Consider the following 18763-nt stretch of genomic DNA (forward strand, 5'->3'; position numbering starts at 1 on the left):
CCTTGATTCCGGCCAAAGTGTGAAGGTCGGTGCGGTGATTCACCGTCGCCGACGTCAGCCGGCCACAGTCGCTGATCAGTGGTGCACCAGCGGACTCAGGGCCTTGCCTGCCAATTCGAGGATGCCCGGCTCGTGACCGTTGGCGACCATGTTCACGATGATGCCGTCGACCCCGTGATCCAGGATGCGGCGCTGGATCTGCTCCGCCACATCGTCGGGGGCTCCGGCGAACACGCTGTCCGCCGAGATCGCCACCACGACATCGCGCTGCATGAACTCCTGCGCCAGCTTGCGAGCCCGGTCGCCGTTCTCGTCGATGACGACGACAGCGCGGTAGCTGGTCTCCAGAGTCTGTGGGTCACGCCCGGCCTCCTCGCAGCGCTGCCGCAGGGTGGCCAATTTCTGGGGCAGGTCGCTGGTGTGGCAGAGGATGTTCAGGTGGTCGGCGTAGCGCGCGGCCAGGCCGAAGGTCTTCTTCTCACCGCCGCCACCGAGCAGGATCGGCAGGTCGTCGCGCACCTGCGGCTCATTGATCGCGTTCTCGGCGCGGTACCACGTGCCCTGGAAGGTGGGCCGCTGCCCGCGCAGCATCGGCGAGATGATCTGCAGCGCCTCGTCCAGCCGCTGGAACCGCTCGGTGAAGCTGCCGTAGTCGAACCCGTAGCCGCGGTGCTCGAGCTCGAACCAGCCCGCGCCGATGCCGAGGGCCGCGCGGCCGCCGCTGATCACGTCCAGCGTCGTGACGATCTTGGCCAGCAGCGCCGGATTGCGGTAGGTGTTGCAGGTCATCAGGGTGGCCAGCTGGATTCGCTCGGTGACGGTGGCCAGCCCGGCCAGGGCCGTGTAGGCCTCCAGCATCCAATCGTCGGGCTGCCCATAGACCTGATAGAAGTGGTCCATGAAGAGCACGGCATCGAACCCGGCTGCCTCCGCCTCCTGCGCCTGCGCGATGACCTTCGGGAACAGTTCGCGCGCAGAGCCCGCGTAGCCGAAGTAGGGCATCTGATATCCGAGACGAATGCTCATGTTCGACGACCCTACGGTCGTTTCCCCCGTCGACCCGCAGCGATAATCCATGGCAATCAACCGCGCGTCACACGGCAATGGCCGGAAGTTCACCGATTGCCGTCCCGCGCCGCAGTACGATGAGTGGGCGAACTGATACTCGATCAGGTCGAGGCCTGGGTCGGCGCCCCGCTGCCCTCGCACACCGGAGTCGCGGCATGAATGTCGTCGTTTGGATCGTTTCCGGCCTGCTGGCCGCAGTCTTTCTCCTGGCCGGTGCGATGAAACTCGCCAAATCCAAAGAACAGCTCGTCGCGGACCCGAAAATGGGCTGGGCCGAGCCCTTTCCGGAAGGCCTGATCAAGTTCATCGGCGTGGCAGAAGTCGCCGGCGCACTCGGCCTGATCCTGCCCGGCGTGTTTGGTATCGCCACCTGGCTGGTGCCCGCGGCCGCCATCGGTCTGGCGGTGATCATGGTCGGCGCGATCGTCACGCACGGGCGTCGCGGCGAATGGTCGAACGTCGTGATGACCGTGGTGCTGCTGGCATTGACGGTGTTCGTCGCGGTGGAACGGATCGGCCCGCAAGCGTTCTGACGTCGGTCCCAGTGGGCGGGACTGTACCGGTCAATTGTCCAATTCGCTGGATGTCGTCGGCGCTCGGCAATTACGGTGCCGCGCATGTCTCGCACTCACCGCATCCTCGCAGCCGCGGCTCTGGCCGCTGTCCCCTTCGCCACGGCAGCGCCGGCCCCCGCGGCTCCGGTCGTGAACAAGGTCGTGGTCATCGGCATCGACGGCACCCTGTGGAGTGAGGTGACGGCGGCCGATGCCCCCAACCTCGACCGCCTGGCCGCGCAGGGCACCCTGGCACGCACCTCCATCGCCCCGCACACCACCATGTCGTGCGTTTCGTGGGCCACGGCGCTGACCGGCGTATGGGATACCAAGCACGGGATTCAGGACAATGGATCCACCTGCAACGCAGGACCTTTCGCACAATATCCGACGGTGTTCACGCAGGTGGAGCGGGAGCGTCCGGCGCTGTCGACGGCCTCCATCGGGACCTGGGACAAGATCGGCATGATCGCGCGCACCGGCAGCCCGCAGGCCGATCGGGTGACCGTCACGCAGATCGATCCCACCGGCGCGGGCGTTTGTGAGACCACCGCCGATTCCGCGGCCACCGCGCAGGTTGTCTCGGCCATCACCGAGCAGGGAACCGACCTGCTGTTCACGCACCTCGATCAGGTGGACATCGTCGGACACACGCTGCGCGGAATCTGGCCGCAGGCCTATCGCGATGCCATCGGCCGCGTGGACAGCCTGGTCGGGCAGATCACCGCCGCGGTGGACGCGCGGGCGGCGGCGCATTCGAACGAGCGGTGGACGATCCTGGTCACCACCGACCACGGACACAAGCCGGATGGGGGGCACGGCGGTCAGAGCGCCTACGAGACAGCCAGTTTCGTGATCGCGCGGGGAGCGGGGTTCGCGGCGGGCACAGAGAACAACGGCTACACCCTCGCCGACATCACACCGACCGTGCTGGATCTGCTCGACGTCCCGGCGCCCGCGAACCTCGACGGCGAGTCGATGATGACGGGCGGTTCGGGCAACCCGGCACTACCCGCGCCGAACACGCCACCGGTCGACTCCGGGATCACCGGTTCGTCGTCCGGTTCGGCACAGGCGGCGATGGTGGCGAATCCGTTGTGCCTGCTGGGAAGTGGATCGGCGAGCGGTTCGTCCGAGCGCTAGTTCCCGCCGCTCACCGAGGTGCGATCCGGAACAACCCGCTCATCGTGCCCTGATAGAGGGTGCGGTCAGGGGCGATGGTGCCGACCATCTGCAGGGTGTTGTGCACGGCGGTGGCCCCGATGACCTTCTCCGTGTCGACGCGCCCGGTAGCGGCGTCGATCACGGTGTAGCGGAAGGTATCGGTCAACCCGGCGCTGCCGGTCGAAATGATGCTGTGGCGCGCGACGGTGTAGATCTTGCCGTCGGCCACCGACAGACGTGGAACCGCCGCGGACAGAACAGCATTGGTCCACTTCACCTGACAGCCGGAACCACTGACGTCTACGCGGACCATGCCCCCGGTGAACGAAGCATGCGCCGGGTCACTGTCGCCCGCCCCTTCCGGCACCGCGGGATACGGATACCCGTAGGTGCTGGCGACGAAAAGGCTGTTGCCGGAACCGATCGGCGAGTTCTCGGTGCCCTTGACCGTCGGCACCGAGCACACCGGATTGCCGCCGGCGGTGTCGAACACGAGCAGATTCTCCTTCGGCACGGCGTTGTCGGTGATCGCCACGTACTCGGTGCCGCTACCGGGGCCGAAGAAGGTGGGAGTGGCACCGGTCCCCCAGGAGAGCTGACCGGGCTTGCGGGCCGGACCGCGGTCATAGGCCTGGCGCCACACGATGCGGGGACCGCCGGTCTCGTCGATATCGACCAGGTACAGCGCGTGGGTGGTGGCGATCGAGACGCCCTCGGGCGCGGTGGAAATGCTGTTGGCGACCTTCTCCCCCGGACCGAGCACGATCGACCGGGCCGCGCCGGTCGCCGGATCGGAGTAACCCGCCACCGCGTTGTCGGTGGCGAACCACACCCGGCCGTCGAAGTCGGGCATCACCGAACTCACAGCGTCGCAGTCGCTACCACCGCAGTGGCCCGTGACAGCTTGCGCTATATCGGTGCGCGTCTCGACGAACAGCTTCCAGTCGTCACCGTCCTTGCGGTGGCCGATCCGTAGCAGCTGCCCGCTGCCGTCGACGGTGACCATGCGGTCGTCGCTGTCGAGATAGGCGTACACACCACCGAGGAGGCTGCCCTTGGCCAAATCGAGGGAGGCCAGAGGCTGCCCGCTGCCGGGGTCGAGCAGGAACACCTTCGGGGCCCGGTCGATGATCTTGGTGCACAGCGCCTGCGGAATCCCGTCCGCGCCTTGCAGAATGGTCGGACACGCAGCAGCGAGTTCGCGGAAGTCGCTGTCGATGCTTCCGGTTCCGGGACCCGCGAAAGGCGTGGCGTCGGACGACTCGGCATCCCCGTGCATCGTCGCGGTTCCCGGCGGGCCCAGGTGCGGATTCGCGGGCGGTAGCGAACCGAACTCCGCGGCGGCGGTTCCGGTGGTGACCATGAGCGACACGGTCAGACACAGCGCGGCGGTCGCGGCGATGCGACCCATTCTTGCGAACACGGGCGACTCCCTGATTCCTGCCATCGACGCGCTCGCTCGCCAGAGCGAACCCGCCTCGAAACAAATACTCGAACTCAGCCTTTCGAATACTCGTACAGCTCGCAGAGTAGGGGACCGCAGTCGCGACGGCAAGATCCGTCGGCGACCGTCGCGCACCCCGGTCGGCACCACTGGTTCCGGGTTGCGGGTGCCTCGGTTCCGATCCGCGACCGCCGACTCGAGCGACGCCGGCACCACGAGCACAACGGCATTCCACGATCTTGGGGAACACTCGATGTCATGGAACCACTCGTGTCTGACGCGACCGACACCGAACCGATGTTGGTTACCACCCTCGATGCCTGGCGGTCGGGAGGTGATCAGCTGCCCGTCGACGACGACCGGACCGCCTGGGCGGCAGACGACGAGTCGGCGCTTCTGGTTGCCGATGCGCTGGCGCCGACCGCGCAGATCCTCGTCGTCACCCCGCGCGCGGCATCGCCGACCGCGGGACACCTACCCGCCGGGAAGGTGCGGTGGGCCCGGCGCGGCCCGGCAGGCCGCCATACCGAACTGCTGCACCGGCCCTCGACCGCGGAGACCCTCGACCTGCTGCCGCATCCCGAAGGCGGCTGGTTTCGCGAAACTTGGCGCAGTGCGCACACTTTCGCGCCGACTGACTATCCGGGCCCACGCGCCGCGGCGACCGGCATCCTGTTCCTGCTCCCCGAGCACGAACAGTCGATCTGGCATGCGGTGCGCTCCGACGAACTGTGGATGTGGCATCGAGGCGGACCACTGGAACTCCTGCTGGGCGGCGACAGCGACACTCCCACCACAACCGAGACCGTGATCCTCGGCCCAGCCATCGAGTCGGGGCACCGCGTGCAGCAACTCGTCCCAGCGGGTAATTGGCAGGCGGCCCGGCCGTGCGGTGGTGCGGAGGTACTGGTGAGCTGCGTCGTCGCACCGGGCTTCGATTTCGAGGATTTCCGGAGCTGAACCCACCCTCGATCGCCGGAAATGGCGAGCTCTCGGCTCGCCATTCCACTGTTACCGGGTTGCTGATTGATTCCTCGGCGCGCAGGGAGCAGAGTTGCGTTACACAGCGCGACATCACCCCTTCGAGCACACGCTGATCGGAGAATCATGGGACACCGAACGAGTTTCGCAGTGTTTGTCGCGACCGCGAGTTTGTTCATTGCCACCGGCTGCGCGACATCGTCGGATTCCGGCGGCGATGCCACCAGCACGTCGGCCGGCGCGCAGGCCGAGCCCGTCTACGCCACCGCCCTCAGGCCGGTGATCACCCAGCTCATGAAGGACAACGTCATTCCCGGTGCTGTCGTGGTCGTCAAATCGCCGAAGCAGGGCGATTGGACCGAGACATTCGGCACCCGGGTCATCGGGGCCGACGACCCCATGTCGGTGGACGACTATTTCCGCATCGCCAGCAACACCAAAACCATGACGTCGACCGTCATTCTGCAGTTGGTGCAGGAGGGAAAACTCGCACTCGAGGACCCGATTGCCAAATATTGGCCGGATGTGCCGAACGGCGACGAGATCACCATCGCCCAGCTCTCCGAAATGCGAAGCGGGCTCTACAGTTACACGTTCGACCCACAGTTCAATGCCATGCTCGACAGTGACCCGAACAAGGTGTGGACGCCCGAGGAGTTGCTCGCCATCGCCTTCTCCCATCCGGTCAACTTCGCACCGGGGGAGAAATTCGATTACAGCAATACCAACATCATCCTGCTCGGCCTGGTCATCGAGAAGATCACGACGATGACGGCCGCCGAGAATTTCCAGCAGCGGATCTTCGAACCACTCGGCCTGAAGCACACCTCGCTGCCCGCGGCGGCGGACCACTCGATCCCCGATCCGCACCCGCAGGGGTACGCGTTCGGCACCAATGTCTCCACCATCGACACCTTCGCCCTGCCGCCCGAGCAGCAGGCCGCCGCGCTCGCGGGCACGCTGCAACCCAACAACGCGACCGACGAGAGCCCGTCGTGGACATGGACCGCGGGTGCCGCGATCTCGACGGTCGGTGATGTGGCCACGTACGTGCGGGCGCTCGTCGAGGGCGACCTGCTGGACGAGCAGATGCAGCGAGTGCGGATGGACAGCATCCAGCCGATCGATCCGGCTGCGCCCGATGTCGCCGGATACGGTCTCGGCATCGTCCGATTCGGGTTGCATCTGTTCGGACACGACGGTCAGATTCCGGGATACATGACCTTCATGGGCCATGACCCGGAGTCCGACCTCACGATCGTGGTCGCCACAAACCTCGCGACAGTGCCGTCAGGCGAGGGGTCGGCACTGGTGCTGGTCAAGGGCATGCTGCCGACCTTCTACGGCAACGAGGCGGTGCCGGGCAGCCCGGCCGCGCCGAACACCGGCGCGACGACCGCGCCCACCAGCCCTGCTCCACCGACCACCACCGGCCGGTGACGAACCCGCGAGCCCGCCGCCCGAACGGATGTCCGCTGCACACGATGACACCCGGCTGATCCGATGTTCGCATGCGGTGAGGCGATCCTTGCTTTACTGCTCGAAGGAGATATCGGAGTCTACGGAGGTGTCATCGACGGTGCCCGCTCGACGATTCGCCCGGCGATGGGCCGCGCACCTGGCTGCGGTGAACATCCCGGTACGCGGCGAAGACGAGCTCGTCGACGTCCTCGAAGATCTCCTGGCCCGAGTGCTGGTCGCGCTGGCCAACCCCGCGTGGGATCCCGCCGTCGGCGAAAACCTCGGGATCGCCGTCGCCGATCTCGGCTTCCGCTCCCCCGCTGTCATCGATGCCTCGCTGCCGACCCTGCGTGAGGTCTGCCGGCACGCCGGAGCGCCACCCGAGGTTCTGACGAGCCTGGCCTCGCGGTTCGGCCTCGGCGTCGGGCGCAGTCTCACCTCCGAGTCGGTGACCGCGCACGCCGCCGACGGCTTCGAGATCGCGTTCCGCCACGCGTCGGTGGCCATGTCCATCGGCGACGCCCGAGGCCGCATCATCGACGCCAATCCGGCCTTCGAACGCCTGGTGGGGTACTCGCTCGACCAGCTACGGGGACTCGACGGCTTCGACCTGGCCGGCGACACCGCCGACGTCGAGCGCCGGCGCATCTTCGCCGAACTCGCCGGCAACGACTCGGGGGCCGTGCGGTTCGAAAGCGAACAGCCTCGCCCGGACGGAACTACCAGGTGGGTCGGCTGGACGATCACCCAGTGTGTCTCGGCCGACGGCGAACGGGCTTATCTGCTCGGCTTCGGCCAGGACCTCACCGAACAGCACACCGCCGCGCAACGGCTGCACTGGCAGGCCCACCACGACCCGCTCACCGGCCTGACCAACCGGCGCGGCCTGCACACCGAGTTGCACTCGCTCGTCGGCGACGCCCACCCCGGACAGTGCGCGGCGGTGTGCGCACTCGACGTCGACGGGTTCAAAGCGGTCAACGACACCTACGGACATGCCGTGGGCGATCAGATCCTCGTCGAGCTCGCCGAACGCCTGCGGCGATGCTTGAGCACCGATGAGGAACTGCTCGCTCGCCTCGGCGGGGACGAGTTCATCGTGGTACTCCCCCCGTCCGCGGTCGACCGAGCGCGCAAGACCATCGATCTGCTCCACGCCGCGGTGATCGATCCGTTCGCCCTGCCCGACGGGCCGATATCGGTATCGGTCAGCATCGGCGCGGTGGTGACGCCTCTGACCGGTAGACGCGTTTCCGAACTGCTCGCCGAGGCCGACGACTGCCTCTACCAGGCCAAAGCGCTGGGCAAGAATCGGTGGATTCTGCGCGAGCGGTGAGTCAGCGGGCGATTCCGTCGAACATCAGCCGCTGTATCGCGATACTGAGCTCTCGTTGCTGTTCGGGCGGCCCACTGTCGTCCGCGCTGCCCCGTTCCCCGGCATCTCTGGCGCACGCGATGACCCCGGCCAGCAGCATGCCCATCACAGCCTGCGCCGTGTGGTCGACATCGAGATCGGCGCGCAGGTACCCGCGTTCGATCCCGTGTTCGAGATAGCCGGCGGTGAGAGCGTTGGCGGAGTCGAGCACGCTGAACATTCGTTTGTTCAATTCGGCGTCGACACCGACCGTCCCGGTGAACAGGAACCGGGGAATGCGCGGGTCGGAGTACAGGATGCCGGTCAGTCCGTCGGCGATGCGGCCGACCTGGGCGCGGTAGTCGTCGAGGGTTTCCGCGGCGGCGGGGGCGTTGTCGGTCGCCAAGGCTTCCAGCACGCGACCGAACAGATCGTCCACGACGTGGTCGATGATGTCGCGCTTGTTCTGGAAATACCGGTAGAAGGTGCCGTGGCCGATCCCCAGCCGCGTGGCGATGTCGGCGATCGAGGTGTCGTGGTAGCCGCTCGTCGCGAAACAGTCGAAGGCGGCGTCGATGATGTCGCGGCGTGTTTCCTCGCGCATGCGTTCCGCTCGCTGAGCGCGTCTGTCTCCGAGTGCCTCTGGTCCGACCACGCCTGTGATGATAGCCTCCGTCAAAGTTGAGTGACACTTCATTCCGTAAGTAGAATGATGTGTCAGTCCAGGCATGGAGACAGAACAAGGGAGTTCGTCATGCGTGACCCGAAGATCGTCATCATCGGCGCCGGCGTCGCCGGGATCACCGCCGGCGTGATCTTCAAGCAGGCCGGCTTCGAGAACTTCGTGATCGTGGAGAAGGGCTCCGATGTCGGCGGGGTCTGGCATTGGAACCGCTACCCCGGACTGACCTGCGATGTTCCGTCGCAGATCTATCAGTTCGGCTTCGCACCCAAACCCGACTGGTCACAGATCTGGGCCACCGGTGGCGAGATCCAGCGCTACCACCGCGATGTGGTCGAGCAGTTCGGTCTGACCGATCATCTCGCACTGAACAGTGAGGTCACCGAGGCCGTTCACGGCGCCGACGGGTGGACCGTCACCCTCGCGGGCGGCCGAGAGATCACGGCGGACTTCGTCATCGCCGCCACCGGCGTGCTGCACCACCCCTTCACCCCCGATATCCCGGGAATCGACCGGTTCACCGGTGCGGTGGTCCATACCGCCCGGTGGGACGACGCGATCGAGACCGCAGGCAAGCGCATCGCGGTGATCGGCAGCGGGTCCACCGGCGTTCAGGTGGTCTCCGCGCTGCAACCGCGAGCCGCGAAGTTGACCCAGTTCGCCCGCACACCCCAATGCGTGCTCTGGGCTCCGATGAGTCTGCCCCAGCCGCGACTGCTGGCCGAGCTGCTCGCCGCCGCGCCCGCCGCGCACCAGCGCCTCTACTCCACGCTGTTGTGGAGCTCGGGCGTCCTCGCCGATATCGCGTTGAAACCGACATGGCGACGCCGCGCCGCGCAGCAGTTCGCCCGGTGGTCGCTGACCACCCAGGTGCGCGATCCACAGCTACGAGCGGCGTTGACTCCCGACTACGAGCCGTTCTGCAAACGGCAGGTCCTCTCCGGCACCTATCACCGCGCGATCGGCGCCGGCAACGCGGCGTTGGTGACCGACGCGATCAGCGAGATCACCGAAACCGGAATCCGCACCGCCGACGGCACCCACCACGATCTCGACGTGATCGTCTTCGCGACCGGCTTCCACCCACACAACTACATGCGCCCGATGAACCTGCGTGGCCGCGACGGACTGAGCATCGACGAGGCCTGGGCGAAGGGGCCACGCGCCTACCGGATGACCGCGATCCCCGGTTTCCCGAACTTGTTCACCGTGCTCGGCCCGAATTCGCCCACCGGATCGATCTCGCTGCAGTACTCCGCGGAACTGACTGCCCGCTACATCACGCGGTGGCTGAAACGCTTCCGCGACAACGAGTTCGACACCGTGGAGGTGACCGAGTAGGCCACCGTCCGGTTCAACGACTCCGTCGCCGACGCCATGGGCCCGACCGTGTGGAACACCGGGTGCAACTCCTGGTACTTCACCGAGGAAAACACCATCGACCTGTGGCCTTTCGACCGCAAGACGATGACCACCCTGCTCACCGAACCCGACGACCGCGACTACCTGATCGCTCACCAGGATGGAACTCTGTCATGACGACACGACACGTCGACGTACTGATCATCGGCGCCGGCCTCTCCGGCATCGGCACTGCCTGTCAGCTCGTTCGCGAGCGGACCGGCCGCAGCTTCGCGATCATCGAACGTCGCGACAACGTCGGCGGTACCTGGGATCTGTTCAAGTATCCGGGCATCCGGTCCGACTCGGACATGTTGACCTTCGGTTTCGGGTTCCGCCCGTGGATCGGCACCAAGATCCTGGCCGACGGGCCGAGCATCCGGAACTACATCGAAGACACCGCCCGCGAGTACGGCGTGCTGGAGCATATCCACTTCGGCCGCAGAGGAATTCGCGCCTCCTTCGACAGCACCACCGGACTGTGGACGGGCGAAGTCCGCAACGAGCGCACCGGCGAGATCGAGATCTGGTCGGCGAATTTCCTGGTCGGCGCCACCGGCTACTACGACTACGACAAGGGCTATCAGCCGGCGTTCCCCGGCGCCGCGGACTTCACCGGCCAGATCGTGCACCCGCAGCACTGGCCCGAGGACCTCGACTACCAGGGCAAGAAGGTGGTGGTGATCGGTTCGGGTGCCACCGCGATCACCCTGATCCCCGCGATGGCCGACGCCGTCGAGCACATCACCATGCTGCAGCGCTCGCCCACCTACATCCAGACGCTGCCCTCGAATGATCCCGTCGCGATCACGATGCGCAAAGCCCGTGTGCCGGAGAAGATCGCCTATCGGATCGGCCGTGCCCGCAATATCGCGTTGCAGCGCGCCAGTTTCCAGCTCTCGCGCACCAATCCCGAGCTGGCGAAGAAGGTGTTCTTGAACCAGGTCAGACTGCAAGTGGGCGACAAGATCGACATGCGGCACTTCACGCCCGGTTACAACCCGTGGGATCAGCGTCTGTGCGTGGTGCCCAACGGTGACCTGTTCAAGGCGCTGAAAAGCGGCAAGGCCGATATCGTCACCGACCGCATCGCGAAGTTCACCGAGAAGGGCGTGCTGACCGAGTCGGGCCAGGAGCTCGAGGCCGACATCATCGTCACCGCCACCGGCCTGAACGTGCAGATCGTCGGCGGCGCCGAACTCGTAGTGGACGGCGTACCGGTGGACCCCCACGGTTCGGTGCTCTACAAGGGTGTCCTGATCTCCGGGGTCCCCAATGCCATGATCATTCTCGGCTACACCAACGCGTCGTGGACGCTCAAGGCCGACCTCGCCGCCACCTATTTCTGCCGGGTCCTCAACACCATGCGCGACGGCGGATACTCCCGATTCTCGGTGCGAGCGGGTGCCGACGACATCGCCGAAGAGTCCGTGATGGGTGGTGACCTGACCTCCGGCTACATCCAGCGCGGCGACGGTGTCATGCCGCGGCAGGGGCGGCGCTCTCCCTGGAAGGTGGTCAACAACTACTACCGCGATCGCGCCCTGCTCGGCAAAGGCGAACTCCTCGACGGCGTATTGACGTTCGACCGGATCGCCGCACCCCACGGCACGGGGTTGATCCGATGATGTCGTGCCGGCGCACAAGGTTTTATCAGCCCCTCCCGGAATCGACCGTGAGCAGAGCCGCCGCCGGGGAAATTCTGCGAATCAGACCGATGACCGCACGGATCGCCCCGGGAATCACGATGCGGGCCGACGCGTATCGCGTGTTGTACCGTTCCACCGACCTTGCCGGAAAGCCGATCACGGTCTCGGGAGCAATTCTGATTCCCCGCGATATCTCGGGACCGCTGCCACTGGTCGGGTTCGCTCCGGGCACGCAGGGAATGGCACGTTCGGCAGCGGTGTCGCGGCTACTCGAACGCGGGCTGGAATACGAAGGAGTGTTCATCGCCGCCGCGTTGGCCCGCGGCTGGGCGGTGGCGGTCACGGACTACCCCGGGCTGGGAACCGAGGGAACTCATCCCTATGTGATCGGTCCGGCCAACAGCCGCGCCTTGCTCGACGTCATGCGTGCCGCGCGGTACCTGCTCACCACCCGATCGGCGCAGATCAGCCACTACGGGATCTACGGCTACTCCGAGGGCGGCAACACCGCCGCCTGGGCCGCGCAGATCCAGTCGCTCTACGCTCCGGATCTGCCGTTGGCCGGTGTCGCTGTCGGCGCGCCACCCGCCGATCTCGCCGAAATGGGTGCGAGCCTCGATCGCACCGCGGGCTTGTTCCTGCTGGTGTACTCGGCGATGGGGCTGGAAGCCAGTTTCGACAACCTGGATCTGCGCCGAAATCTCAACGCCGCGGGCAAGTTCACGCTGCCGGTGATTCGTCGACTGCATCCGCTGGCGCTCGCCGCGGTCGGGTTCGTCATCCCGAAGTCGCGGACCGTCTATCTCCGCACCGACCCGTTCGAGGATCCGGTGTGGCTCGAGCGAATGCGTGAGGTCAGCCTCGGATACCTACCGCCGACAGCGCCGGTGCTCGTCGGGCACGGCCCCCGCGACCGGGTGGTCCCCTACCGACAGACCGAGCTGCTCACCCAGCGGTGGCGCGAACTCGGCGTCGAGGTCAGCGAACATCGGATCCGATTCGGTGGCCACTTCACCGCGGCACCGCAATTCGCCCGGGCCGGATTCGCGTTCCTCGCCGACTGCTTCGCCGAGCAGGACCGGACAGCGACCCCGACCGCCTCCTGAGCGATTCCGCCGGAGTCCGCCGGACGTCGCGGCGCAGTACTGCCGGTGCCGACCGACACCCGCGCCACCCGGATCGCCGAGATCGTCACCGAGCTCACCGGTGACGCCGCGAAGCAACGCATTCAGTTCTGGCACAACGGAAATGCAGCGCCGGATGACGGATTTCCTCGCCGACGACGGGGCGGGTGCGGTGCTGCCCGATATGGCCGTCATCGGGGATCGTCCTAAGGGAAGGTTAGGAACCGCCCGTGCCGCTTCCTTTCGGCATGTGAGCGCCGACACAGTGGTCTCCGACGGCGCAATGCCGCGCCGATAGAGGAGGGTCCAAGGTGACAACGACACAGGCCGGTGGTGAACGGCGAGTCGTGGCGAACGTGCTGCGCGGCTCGATCGGCAACCTCGTCGAGTGGTACGACTGGTACGTCTACGCCGCGTTCAGCGTGTACTTCGCGAAGGCGTTCTTCCCGGACGGCGACCCCACGGCGCAACTGCTGTCGACGGCGGCGGTATTCGCGGTCGGGTTCATCATGCGCCCGATCGGCGGCTGGGCGCTCGGGCGCTACGCCGACCGGTTCGGCCGGCGCGCCGCCCTCACTCTGTCGGTGACGGTGATGGCCGCGGGTTCGCTGATGATCGCGGTGACGCCCGGATTCCAGACCATCGGTATCGCGGCGCCGGTGTTGCTGCTCATGGCGCGACTGCTGCAAGGACTGTCGGTCGGCGGTGAATACGCCACCAGCGCAACGTATCTGTCCGAGGTCGCGTCCCCGGGCCGGCGCGGGTTCTACTCGAGCTTCCAGTACGTGACGCTGGTCGCGGGCCAGCTCGTCGCCCTGGGCGTGCAGATCATCCTGCAGCAGATGCTCTCGTCCGAGCAGATGTACAGCTGGGGCTGGCGCATCCCGTTCCTGATCGGTTCCGGTGGCGCGATCGTGGTGATGCTGCTGCGACGCGGCATGGACGAGTCGGACTCGTTCAAGGCCATGGAGAAGACCGCCGAGACCGGCAAGGCGGCCGCGAGCAGCTCGCGCGGTTCGCTGCGGGTCCTGCTGCAGTACCCCCGCGAATGCCTGCTGGTAGTCGGCCTGACGCTGGGCGGCACGGTGGCGTTCTACACCTACACGACCTACATGCAGAAGTTCATGATCAATACCTCGGGCATCTCCAAGGACACCGTGGCCTGGATCAACTTCGTCGCGCTCCTGGTCTTCGTGGTGCTCCAGCCGATCGCGGGCGGTCTGTCCGACCGGATCGGCCGCCGCAAACTGCTCATCTTCTTCGGTGTCGCCGGCACGGTGCTGACGGTGCCGATCATGACGGCGCTCGCGCACACCTCCAACCCACTCGCGGCCTTCGGCCTGATGATGACCGCGCTGGTGATCGTCACCGGCTACACCTCGATCAATTCGATCGTGAAGGCCGAGCTGTTCCCCACCAAGATCCGCGCGCTCGGCGTCGGGCTGCCGTACGCGCTGACCGTCGCGATCTTCGGTGGTACCGCGGAGATGATCGCGCTGGCGTTGAAGAAGGCAGGCCTCGAGTCGCTCTACTTCTTCTACGTCGCCGGATGTATCGCGATCTCGCTGATCACCTACTACTTCATGCGGGAAACGTCGGCCGAGTCGACCATCGACGCCGACGACGTCGTCGATGCCGATGCGGTCGAGCCGGAACGGGCGATGGCCGCCGTGCGTGGCTGACCGTCCGGAACACGCGCCGGTCCTGCCGCTATGGGAGGATCGGCGCGTGCGGCTTGCGGTGGTCGAGGACGACGACGGTGTGGGCGACGCCCTGGTAGAGGCGCTCACCGCGCGCGGCTACCGGGCCGAGCGCATGCGCCGTGGCGCCGACCTGCTCATCGCCCACCGCGATTTCGACGCCGTGCTCCTCGACCTCGGGCTGCCCGATGCCGACGGGTTGCAGGTCCTGCGTCAGCTGCGTGAGGTCAGCACGATCCCGGTATTGATCCTGACCGCCCGCAGCGACGAACGCTCCATCGTGCGTGGCTTGCGTGGCGGAGCGGACGACTATGTGGTCAAGCCCCCGCGGATCGCCGAACTGATGGCGCGGCTCGAGACCGTACTGCGCCGGGCCGCGGCCGTCGCCACGCGGGCCAGGACCGAAGTCGTCACCGGTGATGTCCGGGTGGATCTGCATGCGCGGGTTGTCGAGGTGGCCGGTGCTCCGATCGCGCTCACCCAGAAGGAATTCGAGCTCGTCGAGGTTCTGGTGGAACGGCCGGGCGCCGCGGTGAGCAGGCAGCAGCTGATGGACCGCATCTGGGGCGATGCGTTCGTCGCGGTCTCGCGCTCGCTCGATGTCCACATGACCGGGCTGCGCGCCAAACTGAACCGGCCCGGGCTGATCACCACCATTCGCGGCTACGGGTATCGGTGGGGCGAGTGAGTGCTCGAGGACCGGCATGCGCCGCAGACTGCTGATCGCGCTCACCGTCTTCGCGGCGCTCGCGGTGCTGGCCTTCGCGATTCCGCTGTCGCTGACCGCCGCCACCAGCCGAACCCAGGAGCTGGTGCTCGGCCGATCCGGTGACGCCGACCGCTTCGCGACCCTCGCCGACGCGGTGGGGTCGGCCGGCGGGGTGCAGGCACTCGCCGACGAGGTCGGCCGCTATCACGAGCTGTACGGGGAGAACGTGCTGGTCGTGGATGCTCGCGGGGCACCGATCGTCAACGCCGGGGTCGAGGTGAGCGATGTGCGGATCCGGGCCGCGGTGGCCGCGGCTCGCCGCAACCAGCGACCGCAGCAGGTGGACCGGCTGACGCCGTGGAGCGCCCCGGTCATGCTCATCGCCCGGCCCGTCGGCACCGGTGTGCAGGTCAACGGGGCCGTCGTGATCGAGGCGTCGACCGCCGCGGCGCGCGCGACGATCGCCCGGGTGTGGGCGGTGATCGCGGTGGGCGCGCTCGGCGCGATGGTGGTCTTCGTGCTGTTGGCACTGGTCCTGAGCCGATGGGTGCTGCGCCCGCTGGCCGCGATGTCGGACGCGGTCGCCGAACTCACCGCGACACTGCCGAAACCACGCGGCCGCGCCCCGATCACCAGAAATTACGGTGGCCCACCGGAGGTCCGTGATCTCGCCGAATCCGTCGACGCCATGGCCACCGCCGTCGCCGATTCCGCCGACGCGCAACACCAGCTCGTCGCCGATACCGCGCATGCCATGCGAAACCCGCTCGCCGCCTTGATGATTCGTCTCGACTCGCTGGAGTACGCGGTCCCCGGCCAGGCGTCGGCGACTTTCCGCGGTGCGACCGCGGAAGTGGAACGGCTGACCGCGCTCCTCGACGATCTGCTGGAGCTGGCCGTGGCGCAAGCACCCGCGTCCTTCGGCACTGCGGCATCCACCGACGAGCGGTGCGATCCGGCACAGGTCGTGGCCGACCGAATCGACGCATGGGGGTCGGCGTTCGACGACGCGGGGATGCGGTTGACCACGGCACGCCGACCCGACGGATCGGTCAGCCCTGCGCCGCCGGACGGCGGTGAGGATTCCGGCAGCCACAGCGCGGCGGCGATCAGCTCGGCGGCGCTGGCCCAGATTCTCGATGTGGCACTGAGCAATTCGTGCCGGTACGCGGGATCCGGCGCGCACACGGTCGTCGGGGTGAGCGACGAACCGGGCTGGGTGAGGGTCCAGGTCGCCGACGACGGGCCGGGCGTCGCGCCGGACGAACTCGACAAACTCACGGCACGGTTCTTCCGCGGTTCCGCCGCGGCCGCGGGCGGAACGGGGCTGGGGCTGTCGATCGCGCAGGCACTGGCCACGGCATGGGGCGCGAGGTTGACGGTCGAGGCGGTGCACCCGCACGGGCTCGCCGTGACGGTCCGGATACCCGAGGTGGCGCGATGAGTGGTGGATCGCCGATGTCACGTCGCCGAATGCTGGCCTTGGCCGCACTTGTGTCGGCGGGCGTGGCCGGGTGCGGCACGAACGACCGGACAACGGTGCGGCTGGCGTCGGGCGAGGACGGGGGCTTCTACTACGCCTTCGCGCGACTGCTGGCCGCCGCGGCCGCTGACGACACCGACACTCTCCGCATCGAACCGGTGGAAACCGCTGGTTCGCAACAGAATCTGCGGATGGTCGCCGACGGCGACGTCGACACCGCACTGGCGCTGGCGGATTCGGCGAGCGATTTCGGCGGGCGTGTGGTGGCGCTCGGTCGCGTCTACGAGAACTATCTCCAGCTGGCGGTCCGCACCGGCGATCCGATCAACGAGGTCGCCGACCTGCGCGGACGCCGAGTCAATCTCGGTGCCGCGGGCTCGGGCGCCGCGGCCACCGGTCAGCGACTGCTGACAACGGCCGGGCTGGATCCGAGCGTCGACGTCGTGGTCGAGCATCGCCCGCTGCGCGAGGCCGCGCAACGGTTGACCGACGGCGACATCGACGCGTTGCTGTGGGCCGGTGGCGTGCCCACCGCCGCACTCGCCGTGCCCGATCCCCTGCGCCTGATCGACCTCGGCGCCCTCGCCGCTCCCCTGCGCGAGCGATACGGCCCCGTCTACGACCGGGTCGCCATTCCCGCCGACGCCTATCCGGGTAGCCCGGCGGTGCACACGATCGGCGTCGCCAACCTTCTCCTGGCCGCCGCGACCCTGCCCGACGAGACAGCGGCCGCCATCGTCGATCTGCTGGTCCGCCACGCGAACGCGCTCGTCCCCGCCGAGGCCGCGGGCACCCAGTTCCTCGACGGCCGATTCCTGATCGGCACCGGGACGGTCCCGCTGCACCCGGGCGCCGTCGAGGTCTACCGCCGCTGGCACGGCTGAATCCGCCCGTCGATAGTAAGGTTTGCCTTGCCTTATTGAGTATGGTCTAGTGATCGCGAACCGATAGCCACGTGCGGAGGAGAATCGTGATCGCGAACCAGGATCGACCCGACCGTGCCCTCACCCGGCGCCGATTCTTCGCGGTAGCGGGGGCGGTCGGGGTGAGCGCGAGTCTTGCGGCCTGCGGGGCCAACGCCGACAACGGACGCGACAGCACCGGGAGCTGGCAGTTTCCCGATGGTCGTGGCGGCACCGTGCGGACGGAGGGGACGCCGCGCCGGGTGGTCGCGTTCACCGGCTCGGCGGGCGCGCTGGTCGATTACGGGGTACGCGAGTCCATCGTGGGCATTTTCGGCGAAGCGCATGACCGAGATATGTTGGGCGACCTCGATCCGGACTCGGTGACCGTCGTCGGTGATGCCTGGGGGCAGTTCGACATCGAGAAGTACGCGACGCTCGAGCCCGATCTGCTCGTCACCGATTCCTATGTGCCGGGCCGACTCTGGTATGTCCCCGACGACAACCTGTCCAAGATCGAGTCGGCGAACCCGAATGTGGTCGCCGTGCAGATCGCCGGTCAGCGGCTCCCCGACATCATCGCGCGCTATCGCGCCCTGGCCGCGGCGCTCGGCGCCGAGACCGCCACCCCGGCGGTCGCGGCCGCGGAGCAGCGCTTCGCCGCCGCGTCCCAGGCGGTGCGCGACGCCGTGGCGGTGCGCCCCGGCCTGCGCGTGCTCGCCGCCTCGGCAACCCCCGAACTCTTCTACGCCTCCGACCCGCGCGCCTCGGCCGATCTGAGCTACTTCACCGAACTCGGGGTCGAATTCGTCGTTCCCGACCAGGTCGATCCCGGCGGCTACTTCCAATCACTGAGCTGGGAGACGGCCGACCGCTATCGCGCCGACCTGATCCTGCTCGACGACCGAACCTCCGGCCTGCAGCCGGCCGCGCTCGCCGACCGGCCGGTCTGGCGCAGCCTGCCCGCGGTGCTGGCCGGCCAGGTCGCGCCCTGGTCGCCGATCTTCCGCTTCTCCCATGCCGCCACCGCTCCCCTGCTGGAACGCCTGGCGACCACGATCCGGGACGCGCAGCGAGTCCGCTGACC

Annotated in this window: 15 protein-coding genes and 1 pseudogene; 13 read left to right on the forward strand and 3 right to left on the reverse strand. The window is 67.4% G+C overall.

Annotated features, from left to right (window positions below):
* Positions 1-75 precede the first annotated feature (75 nt).
* Positions 76-1026 carry an LLM class F420-dependent oxidoreductase gene (locus ACWDXS_RS12650; protein ID WP_379314218.1) on the reverse strand — a complete coding sequence of 317 codons (951 nt, stop codon included), beginning with the start codon at positions 1024-1026 and terminating at the stop codon, positions 76-78.
* A 197-nt stretch (positions 1027-1223) separates the two neighbouring features.
* On the opposite strand from ACWDXS_RS12650, the gene ACWDXS_RS12655 reads away from it, so the two are divergent.
* Both ACWDXS_RS12655 and ACWDXS_RS12660 read left to right on the forward strand, forming a co-directional pair.
* Positions 1224-1601: a DoxX family protein gene (locus ACWDXS_RS12655; protein WP_378987591.1), complete on the forward strand. Its 378-nt coding sequence runs from the start codon at positions 1224-1226 to the stop codon at positions 1599-1601.
* An 84-nt stretch (positions 1602-1685) separates the two neighbouring features.
* Positions 1686-2765, forward strand: coding sequence for an alkaline phosphatase family protein (locus ACWDXS_RS12660; RefSeq protein WP_449965167.1), 1080 nt, complete (start codon positions 1686-1688; stop codon positions 2763-2765).
* A 10-nt stretch (positions 2766-2775) separates the two neighbouring features.
* On the opposite strand, the gene ACWDXS_RS12665 is transcribed toward ACWDXS_RS12660, so the two are convergent.
* Positions 2776-4197 carry a hypothetical protein gene (locus ACWDXS_RS12665; protein ID WP_449966209.1) on the reverse strand — a complete coding sequence of 474 codons (1422 nt, stop codon included), beginning with the start codon at positions 4195-4197 and terminating at the stop codon, positions 2776-2778.
* A gap of 303 nt (positions 4198-4500) precedes the next feature.
* On the opposite strand from ACWDXS_RS12665, the gene ACWDXS_RS12670 reads away from it, so the two are divergent.
* The 3 genes from ACWDXS_RS12670 to ACWDXS_RS12680 all read left to right on the forward strand — a co-directional run bounded on the left by ACWDXS_RS12670 (position 4501) and on the right by ACWDXS_RS12680 (position 8008).
* Positions 4501-5190: a cupin domain-containing protein gene (locus tag ACWDXS_RS12670; protein WP_449965170.1), complete on the forward strand. Its 690-nt coding sequence runs from the start codon at positions 4501-4503 to the stop codon at positions 5188-5190.
* 171 nt (positions 5191-5361) lie between these two features.
* Positions 5362-6651: a serine hydrolase domain-containing protein gene (locus ACWDXS_RS12675; RefSeq protein WP_449965173.1), complete on the forward strand. Its 1290-nt coding sequence runs from the start codon at positions 5362-5364 to the stop codon at positions 6649-6651.
* Positions 6652-6790: 139 nt separating this feature from the next.
* The gene (locus ACWDXS_RS12680; protein ID WP_378987603.1) at positions 6791-8008 is read left to right on the forward strand and encodes a diguanylate cyclase domain-containing protein; all 1218 of its coding nucleotides are present in this window, start codon (positions 6791-6793) and stop codon (positions 8006-8008) included.
* Position 8009: 1 nt separating this feature from the next.
* On the opposite strand, the gene ACWDXS_RS12685 is transcribed toward ACWDXS_RS12680, so the two are convergent.
* On the reverse strand, positions 8010-8630 hold the full coding sequence (locus tag ACWDXS_RS12685; RefSeq protein WP_378987606.1) for a TetR/AcrR family transcriptional regulator: 621 nt from the start codon (positions 8628-8630) through the stop codon (positions 8010-8012).
* 150 nt (positions 8631-8780) lie between these two features.
* Here ACWDXS_RS12685 and ACWDXS_RS12690 point away from each other — a divergent pair.
* The 8 genes and pseudogenes from ACWDXS_RS12690 (at position 8781) to ACWDXS_RS12725 (ending at position 18761) form a co-directional block, all read left to right on the forward strand.
* Positions 8781-10247 (forward strand): annotated as a pseudogene (locus tag ACWDXS_RS12690) (flavin-containing monooxygenase).
* Positions 10244-11737, forward strand: a complete 1494-nt coding sequence (locus ACWDXS_RS12695; protein WP_449965177.1) for a flavin-containing monooxygenase — start codon at positions 10244-10246, stop codon at positions 11735-11737. The pseudogene ACWDXS_RS12690 and the gene ACWDXS_RS12695 overlap by 4 nt, the downstream one beginning before the upstream one ends.
* Positions 11738-11826: 89 nt before the next feature.
* Positions 11827-12864, forward strand: a complete 1038-nt coding sequence (locus ACWDXS_RS12700; protein WP_449965180.1) for a lipase family protein — start codon at positions 11827-11829, stop codon at positions 12862-12864.
* 329 nt (positions 12865-13193) lie between these two features.
* Entirely contained in the window at positions 13194-14564 is a 1371-nt protein-coding gene (locus tag ACWDXS_RS12705; RefSeq protein WP_378987618.1) for an MFS transporter, read from the forward strand.
* 46 nt (positions 14565-14610) lie between these two features.
* The gene (locus tag ACWDXS_RS12710; RefSeq protein WP_378987621.1) at positions 14611-15270 is read left to right on the forward strand and encodes a response regulator transcription factor; all 660 of its coding nucleotides are present in this window, start codon (positions 14611-14613) and stop codon (positions 15268-15270) included.
* A gap of 16 nt (positions 15271-15286) precedes the next feature.
* On the forward strand, positions 15287-16735 hold the full coding sequence (locus ACWDXS_RS12715; protein ID WP_449965185.1) for a sensor histidine kinase: 1449 nt from the start codon (positions 15287-15289) through the stop codon (positions 16733-16735).
* Positions 16732-17658, forward strand: a complete 927-nt coding sequence (locus ACWDXS_RS12720) for a TAXI family TRAP transporter solute-binding subunit (protein WP_449965188.1) — start codon at positions 16732-16734, stop codon at positions 17656-17658. Before ACWDXS_RS12715 ends, ACWDXS_RS12720 begins: the two co-directional genes overlap by 4 nt.
* Before the next feature lie 86 nt (positions 17659-17744).
* Positions 17745-18761 carry an ABC transporter substrate-binding protein gene (locus ACWDXS_RS12725; RefSeq protein WP_449965191.1) on the forward strand — a complete coding sequence of 339 codons (1017 nt, stop codon included), beginning with the start codon at positions 17745-17747 and terminating at the stop codon, positions 18759-18761.
* Positions 18762-18763: the final 2 nt, after the last annotated feature.

The sequence above is a fragment of the Nocardia sp. NPDC003183 genome, assembly GCF_053590715.1.